Origin of the sequence: Oliverpabstia sp. (assembly GCF_022785585.1) — a bacterium.
In the GTDB taxonomy this organism is placed as follows: domain Bacteria; phylum Bacillota; class Clostridia; order Lachnospirales; family Lachnospiraceae; genus Oliverpabstia; species Oliverpabstia intestinalis.
Genome location: NZ_JALFPR010000073.1, coordinates 1 through 8,290, shown reverse-complemented (window position 1 = coordinate 8,290; position 8,290 = coordinate 1). Strand labels below are relative to the sequence as shown.

Here is an 8,290-nt window from a genome sequence, read left to right as displayed (position 1 = left end):
TCGTTCGACTTGCATGTGTTAAGCACGCCGCCAGCGTTCATCCTGAGCCAGGATCAAACTCTCTAAATAAATGTGCGCATCAAGATTTTCATGTGCTTGTACTAATGAAAATCGTGCGTTCATCGAGCAGAACTTGTTCTGCGAGATTTGCTCCAGGTCAAAATCAACTCTTGGCTAATTTATCCCTTTTACTGTTTTTTAAGGATCTTTCGATCGTTCGTTTTTATGATTTTAAAAAGAACTTTCGAGGAATGTGTTTCACTGTTCAGTTATCAAAGATCAGTTTTGCATTGCCGTTTGTCTCAAACAGCTTTGCTATTATATCATGTCGTTTCCTGCCTGTCAAGAACTTTTTCAACTTTTTTTGAAGTTGGTTTATGTTTTCGACTCATCAGCAACAACTTTTGCATCATATCACAACTCACTCTATATTGTCAAGAACTTTTTTCACTTCTTTGATTCAATCGTTTTCGTCAGTTGCAACTCTGATATAATAGCATTTATTTCTGTTTTCGTCAACTGTCTTTTTACATTTTTTTACATTTTTTTACATTTTCTTTGATGTATTTCTTACATTACCTTTTCTGTTCCAGAAAGCGAACTGCATCTCTGATGTTATCCACCGGAATCAGCGTGATTTCTGTTTCCTGTCCCACACTTTTCATGCATGCTGCCGGAAGGATTACCTTTGTAAAGCCCAGTTTCTTTGCTTCCTGTACCCTCTGTTCTGCCATGCTTACCGCACGTACTTCTCCGCTCAGACCAACTTCTCCGAATACCAGTACCTTATCATCAATCACAATATCTTTATAACTCGATACCACAGCAAGCAGGATTCCCAAATCTATCGCCGGTTCATTCATACGGATTCCCCCGGCGATATTGACATATGCATCACTTGCCGAGAGATGAAGTCCCAGACGTTTTTCCAGTACGGCCATCAAAAGATTAACTCTGTTATAATCCGTACCTGCTGCCGTTCTTCTCGGCATACCGAAGTTGCTGGCACATACAAGTGCCTGGATTTCTATCAGGATCGGTCTGGTTCCCTCCATGGAGCAGGCTACTACGGAACCGGATGCTCCCTCTGGTCTTCCCGCCAGCATAAACTCCGAAGGATTTTCCACTTCCACCAGCCCCTCTTCACGCATTTCAAAGACACCGATCTCATTGGTAGATCCAAAACGATTCTTTACTCCACGCAGAATCCGGTAGGATGCATGGCGATCGCCCTCAAAATAAAGCACTGTATCTACCATGTGTTCCAGCACTCTCGGTCCTGCTACATTTCCATCCTTTGTCACATGACCAACGATAAATATGGAAACCCCAAGTCCTTTTGCTATCTGCAGCAGCACCCCTGTGGATTCTCTTACCTGCGACACACTTCCAGGAGCAGAGGACACCTCTTCGTTGTACATAGTCTGTATCGAGTCGATCACAACTACTGTTGGTTTTTCTTTTTCAATCACCTGGCGGATCATGTCCAGATTGGTCTCACACAGCAGCCGCAGCCGGTCTCCAAACGCACCGATTCTCTGTGCCCGCAGTTTGATCTGTTTTAATGATTCCTCACCGGAAATATAAAGAACGGATACTCGATCTGCCAGATTTCTGCATACCTGCAAAAGGAGCGTCGATTTTCCGATACCCGGATCACCGCCTACCAACGTCATCGAGCCCTGCACGATCCCGCCGCCAAGAACCCGATCCAGTTCTTTGATACCTGTATGGATACGGTCTTCTTCATCCAGGGAAATCTCGGAAAGTGCTACAGGTTCGGCTTTCTTTCTTCCTGTTGCCTCCTGATGTTTTGTCTGGTTTGGACTCACAGTCTCTTCCACAAATGTATTCCAGCTTTTGCATCCCGGACACTGCCCCATCCATTTTGGTGATTCATATCCACACTCCTGACAGAAAAATACTGTTTTCTTCGCTTTTGCCATGCTCTTTCTACTCCTGTTCACCCTCATACACAACATAAGCTGCCACCCTACCGTTTTCCGGTAAGACGACAGCTTTTTCATCACAGGCTTTTGATCACTTATAATTTTTCAATCTCCACACAAACAGCTTTATCCGGGGATAAGTCTGCGCTGAAAGACAATTTTCCTCCCAGATTGGTTTTCATATGACCAACGCTCACGTCATCCAGAAGTACTTTATATTCGCAATCCGCTTCCATCTCTACTGTAATCTGTGTATTATCTGTCCCTTCTACAGAAAATACCATACCGTTATTTCCGATCTTCATATCTAAAACTGTGGTTCCCGGAACGGATTCGTATACGAACATTCCGTTTCGCTCCAGCTTTGTAATCTCCTTAAAGGTTTTTACTTTATATAAATCACCATCATATTCATAATCAGAAAGTTTCGTCTTGGTATCCAGTTCATAATTACCGAAACTGATTCCTCCAGCTGCTTCTGTTCTGATCAATTCTTTAATCGTAGCCATAATATCCTCCTAGTTTTCCTCTGTGCGTTCCGCCATCTCTGACGCTGCTTTTGTTTTGTAGATATTATATAATAAATTCAGAAAAACATCTAGTCATTGACTGAAAATTTAATAACTTTTTTAGATACAGACACAATAACCCGATCCCCTCTGTGAATCTTTCCAGCCAGTATCTCCTCTGCCATCCTGTCTTCCAATTTGTTCTGGATCGCTCTTTTCAGAGGTCGTGCACCATATTTGCTGTCAAATCCGTTTTCTGCCAGATAGTCTTTTACACTGCTTCGGACAACCAGTTCGATATCCAGCTGTTCTTTGCATCGTTTCTCCAGTTTTTTTACCAGAATATTAACAATCTGGCGAATCTCCTGTTTATCCAGCATATGGAAGACCAGGATCTCATCGACACGATTTAAGAATTCCGGCTTAAAGATTCTTCTCACTTCTTCCATAACACCGCGTTTCATATCTTCGTAGTCTTTCTTCTTGTCTTCTCCCTGAGAAAATCCAAGACGTTTTGGTTCTACGATTGACTGTGCACCGGCGTTTGATGTCATGATGATACAGGTCTGTTTAAAATCCACTTTTCTGCCCTGCGCATCTGTGATATGACCGTCATCCAGCACCTGTAATAAAATATTAAATACATCCGGATGTGCTTTTTCAATTTCATCAAACAGAATCACACTCTATGGATTTCTCCGTATCTTCTCGGAAAGCTGACCACCTTCTTCATATCCCACGTATCCCGGCGGTGAGCCGATCAGTTTTGATACACTGTGCTTTTCCATGTATTCCGACATATCCACACGGATCATCGCCTGCTCGGAGCCAAAGACTGTCTCTGCCAGTGCTTTAGACAGTTCTGTCTTACCAACACCGGTCGGTCCTAGAAACAAGAAAGAACCGATCGGCCTTGCCGGATCTTTCAGTCCCACGCGTCCTCGCTTGATTGCTTTCGCCACCGCTTCCACCGCTTCTTCCTGACCGATCACCCGTTTGTGCAGTTCTTTTTCCAGGCTTGCCAGACGTTTGGACTCTTTCTGGGCAAGTTTCTGTACCGGAATCTTGGTCCAGCTGGATACGATCTGGGCAATATTTTCTTCGGTTACCTGCATTTTTTTATTTTTATAGCGCTGTTCCTGACGTTTTTTCAATTTTTCGTAGGATTCTTCCAGCTCTTTTTGTCCTTCCTGCAACTCCCGCGCTCTTGAAAAATCGCCTTCCCTGATCGCTTCCTCTTTTTTTTCGGCAAGTGCATGTAGATTCTGCTCTACCTCTTTTAACTGCGGAGGCACTGTAATACCTGTTAACTGTACCCGTGAAGATGCTTCATCCATCAGATCAATGGCTTTGTCCGGCAGATGCCGGTCTGCAATATAACGGATAGACATCTTGACTGCTGCCTCCAGCGCCTCATCGGTAATGGTGACTCCGTGATGTTTTTCATAATAAGGGCGCAATCCCTTCAGAATCTCAACTGCCTGCTCTTGCGTCGGTTCTTCTACCGTAACCGGCTGAAATCTTCGTTCCAGTGCAGCATCTTTTTCGATATGTTTTCTGTATTCTTCAATCGTGGTCGCACCGATGATCTGAATCTCCCCTCTCGAAAGAGAAGGTTTTAAAATATTGGATGCATCCAGTGCTCCTTCCGCACCGCCTGCTCCGATAATTGTATGCAATTCATCAATAAACAGCAGAATCCCCGGATGTTCCATCACTTCTGTAATTACTTTTTTGATTCTTTCTTCGAATTCACCGCGGTATTTTGATCCTGCCACCATACCGGACAAATCCAGAACAACCAGCCGTCTGTTTTTCATTTTTTCCGGCACCAGCCCCTGCGTGATCCGCTGAGCAAGTCCTTCTACTACCGCTGTTTTTCCAACACCCGGTTCTCCGATCAGACAGGGATTGTTTTTCGTCCGGCGGCTCAGAATCTGGATTACCCGACCAATCTCATCTTCTCTTCCGACCACCGGATCCATAACTCCCTGACGAGCCATCTCAGTCAGATCTCTGCTGTACTGATCCAGTGTCGGCGTGCCTGTAGCCGCTTCATTTCTGGATCGTGCATTGCCGTTATCTCTTGGATTGGCAACTTCTTCTCCCATCGCTGCCAGAACTTCATTCTGCAGTTTTCGGATATTTACTCCCATCGTGTGCAGCAGACGGGTTCCCATACAGTCAACTTCCCGCAGCATCGCAAGCAGAAGATGTTCTGTTCCTATCTTTTCACTGCGAAGATCATCTGCTTCTTCCACAGCTCCTTCCAGCATTCTTGTCGCCCGTGGGGTATATCCTGCCCGGTCCGCAGTCAGCACATTACTCTCTTCCGGTGCAATCAGTTTCCGGATCATTTCCATCAGCCGTTCTTCACTGATTCCCATGTCGCGCAGAACCATACCGGCCGTTCCCTCTTCTTCGTGTAAAAGACCTGCCAGTAAATGTTCGGTTCCGATATAACTATGTTTGTATCTGCGTGCTGTCTTTTCCGCATATTTTACCGCTGTCTTTGCCTGATTCGTATATTGTGTACTCATGCAGCGTTCTATCCTCCATTTTTCGTATCCTGTTTGCCCGCAGATTATTCTAACGGGTCTTCGGGGGATTGCTCCCACATATCATAGATTTCATCCAGCAGCCTATGTGCTTCCTGCCGGGAAATGTTATGACATCGCCCCTTTGCCAGAATGATATACAGATTCTGACGCATTTCTTCCAGTGCCAGCAGTTTGTTTGAATCGATGCAGATCACTGCACCTTTTCTCCGGTCTATAGATACGATGCCCTCTTTCCTGAGAACAGCGTACGCTTTATTTACTGTATGCATATTAATTCCGATACATTCTGCCATCTGTCTTACTGACGGGAGGGTATCTCCGTCCTGCAGTCTGGATGTGGCGATTCCAAGTATGATCTGGTTGCGAAGCTGCATATAAATTGCTTCTTCGCTGTTAAAATCTATCTCCAGCAATTCTATCTGCATCTGTTCACCCTGCTTTCTCTTTTCTGTGTGTTATACATCATATAACAGATCCCACGTTTTGTAAAGCAGACCCTTACTGATATTCCCGGATCAGACAGTATTGTTTCAAATTAAAGTTCTTTTTTAAGATTCCATACTCTTTGAACTGGAACTTTTTGTAGAATTCCAGATTTTTTTCGTTGTGTGTTTCCAGTGAAATCATCATTCCATGTTCCTGGGCATACCGGATTGCTTCATCCATCAGCATCGCTGCCATTCCGTGGTGCTGCATCCTTGGATGAACCGCCAGGTAAATAATATGCAGTCGTTTTGTCTGATGAAGCTGTTGTGTCCAGCTCGAATTCAGGTAGTCACCGCCTTTGATAAAATTATAAAAGGTATGAAAAGACGGATCCTCCTTGATCAGATACAGATCATTTTGCAGGGTTGCCTTCGCTTCTGTCAGCAGGAAATGAAACAGATTGTAGGACTCTGTCTCATCGGATACCACCAGCACGCTGTTAAGTTCTTCGCTGTCCGCAAAAATCTCACATGTTTCATAGAATTCGTCCATATCGCAGTGAAACAGCTCCGGCATCAGACGTTTTCTCACATCCGGATCCGGGATCAGTGTCTCGTACAGTGGATCGTGTGCAAAACAAATGTTTAAAAGTTCCTCTAACTTAGGTAAATCTTCTTTTTTTACCCGATATAACTTATCGCTTTCCATATTTTTCAGCGGGTTTCCCCGTCACCTTTCTTATTGTTCCTGTATCGGATGCACAAAATGTTCTTTCACGGTTTGATAAATCTCTTCCATTGTCTGTTCTGCCATTTTGTACTGTTTATCGATTACTTTTGCAAGTGCTACTGCCTCTTCCCGACAGTCTTTTTCTCCTGCTTCTTCTTTTTTCAGCAGCTGTTTTACCAGATCGTACAGATTTTCATGCTGCATCAGACGTCTGTATCCCCATTTCAGCCGTTCTTTTGGCTGATGGTACACATAATCGGTAAAATGTTCGTAGACTTCTTTATCAAACATAAATGCATAGGCATTGTTATCCACATCGTACAATTTTCTGAGTGCTATTGAAATTTCTCCTTTTTCGAGATTCTTTTTTGCTCCCTCCAGGAGGTGGATGTTTCTCAACAGTATCTCATGTGGGTAAAATACATTTCCGTACCAGTCGATGCGGACAAATGCATCCTGTTCTGTTTTGAACCGCTCCAGAAGTTCTGCTTCTGTCTGCCGCAAACTCTGATACAGTTCTTCCCGTTTTTCAGGATCTTCGCATGTTTTATATTCGCTGTTTTTCTGCATAAGCCAGCGGTAATTCTCTTCCTGTTGTTTTTTTGCGTCGCTCAGTAATCCGCTGATTGTTTCGTACTTTTCTCCCAGACAGCCGTTTTCACAGGATTTTATCAGTTCCAGTCCTTCCTGTGCTCGTTTCATAACACCGGTAAAGGAGAGTGGCACCACGGCAGTCGCATCAATAGCCAGAACCAGCAGTGCATACAGTTCATGATGAAACTGGTATACCTGTGGATCATAATATTCGTCGTTATCAAACTGAGAATGATAGTGTGTCTCCATAAAACTTCCACCGGTAAAATCATTTACCATGGAAGGGATGCCTGCGATCGCCATCGAAAAATCATCGGACCATGTCTCGATTGGTGATACAACGGATGCCTCCTCCGGGTATGCTCTGGTCAGCATCGGAAGTTCCTCCAAGAATTGTTCCAGAAACGGCTGATATTCATAACAACTTCGGATCCGTGCCCCTGCACCGTGTGCCAGGGCCGGAAGCTCAAAGTTCAGGTCGGCGATCACCTTTCCCACCCATTCTGGATGTACGGTAAATACCTGTTCGTAGGCACCTGTGGACCAGTCAAAATCCGAATCAATCACGCCCCACTCTTCTGCTGCCATCGCACAGATCAGGATCGTATTGTCCGGCTGAATCCTGGCATCGATCAATGCTTTCGCGATCCCGAACATCATGGCCACCGCCGTATTATCATCCTGAAATCCGTCAAAATACGAATCGTAATGAGCAGAAAGCACGATCAGACGGTCTTTGTGTTTTCCCTGGATCTGTCCGGTAATATTATAAGTTTTACACTCCGGCATCACCCGGCTGTCCGCTTCCAGTGTCACCCATAGCTCCCGGCTCTGCTGATTATCCAGCTGTTCTTTCAGCCACTGGGCATCTCTTCTGGATATGGAAAATGCAGGAGCATCTGCCGGTCCTGCAATATCCTGGGCATTTAACGCATCTTCATCGATCTCGCCATAGCCGCCCTGCTGCACCGCGATCAGTGCTTTTGCACCTTTCAGATGTGCCTGATATACCGGGAAATTGATCCACCATTCGTCACGTTGGTTAATGTCAACTAATACCAGTTTATTCTTTACATCGATGTCTTTATAGTCTAACTCTGTTCCTTTTCCAACATAGACCAGCGGATATTCTTCTGCCCCATCAGTCACGCAGTTTGTCTGGTAAGCTCCCAGCCGGATCTCGCGTTTCTTTCCATTTTCATCCAGTACATACAGAACTGCTTTACGAAATTCCCAGCCGTCTACGGTAATCTCATCTTTCGTTACCCCGGACAGACCAATCTCTTCCATCTCTTTTTTTAACATCTCGCCGGTCAGAAACTCTGCTTTTGATCCTGCCGACCGATATCCCAGCTCCGGATTACACCGGTAGGCTTCCATACGTTTTGCCAGCTCATAGGAATATGGAATATCCAGATGTGTTAATACTTTCTCTTTCTCGTTCATTGATACCCTCCTGCCAAACGGTGCCTGACATTCGCTGTCGGGATCGTATGTTTATGTCGGCTTTATTATACCGCGC

The 8,290-nt window shown here is 44.8% G+C and carries 5 protein-coding genes, 1 rRNA gene and 1 pseudogene; all 7 read right to left on the bottom strand.

The genetic code is table 11. The annotated features are described in order from the left end of the window. Positions 1-69: ribosomal RNA gene (locus tag MSA64_RS04635) — 16S ribosomal RNA — on the bottom strand; the annotation flags it as partial. A 506-nt stretch (positions 70-575) separates the two neighbouring features. After that, positions 576-1,946: a DNA repair protein RadA gene (gene radA, locus MSA64_RS04630; protein WP_154431624.1), complete on the bottom strand. Its 1,371-nt coding sequence runs from the start codon at positions 1,944-1,946 to the stop codon at positions 576-578. Between the two features lie 98 nt (positions 1,947-2,044). Beyond that, the gene (locus tag MSA64_RS04625) at positions 2,045-2,458 is read right to left on the bottom strand and encodes a hypothetical protein (RefSeq protein WP_022171234.1); all 414 of its coding nucleotides are present in this window, start codon (positions 2,456-2,458) and stop codon (positions 2,045-2,047) included. A gap of 89 nt (positions 2,459-2,547) precedes the next feature. Next, positions 2,548-4,998, bottom strand: a pseudogene (locus MSA64_RS04620) (ATP-dependent Clp protease ATP-binding subunit). A gap of 44 nt (positions 4,999-5,042) precedes the next feature. Further along, on the bottom strand, positions 5,043-5,444 hold the full coding sequence (locus tag MSA64_RS04615; protein WP_022171236.1) for a GntR family transcriptional regulator: 402 nt from the start codon (positions 5,442-5,444) through the stop codon (positions 5,043-5,045). Positions 5,445-5,517: 73 nt separating this feature from the next. Next, a complete protein-coding gene (locus tag MSA64_RS04610) occupies positions 5,518-6,153 on the bottom strand; it encodes a GNAT family N-acetyltransferase (RefSeq protein ID WP_022171237.1) in 636 nt (211 codons plus the stop codon). Between the two features lie 30 nt (positions 6,154-6,183). After that, a complete protein-coding gene (locus tag MSA64_RS04605) occupies positions 6,184-8,214 on the bottom strand; it encodes a M28 family peptidase (protein WP_277663740.1) in 2,031 nt (676 codons plus the stop codon). Between the last annotated feature and the right edge of the window lie 76 nt (positions 8,215-8,290).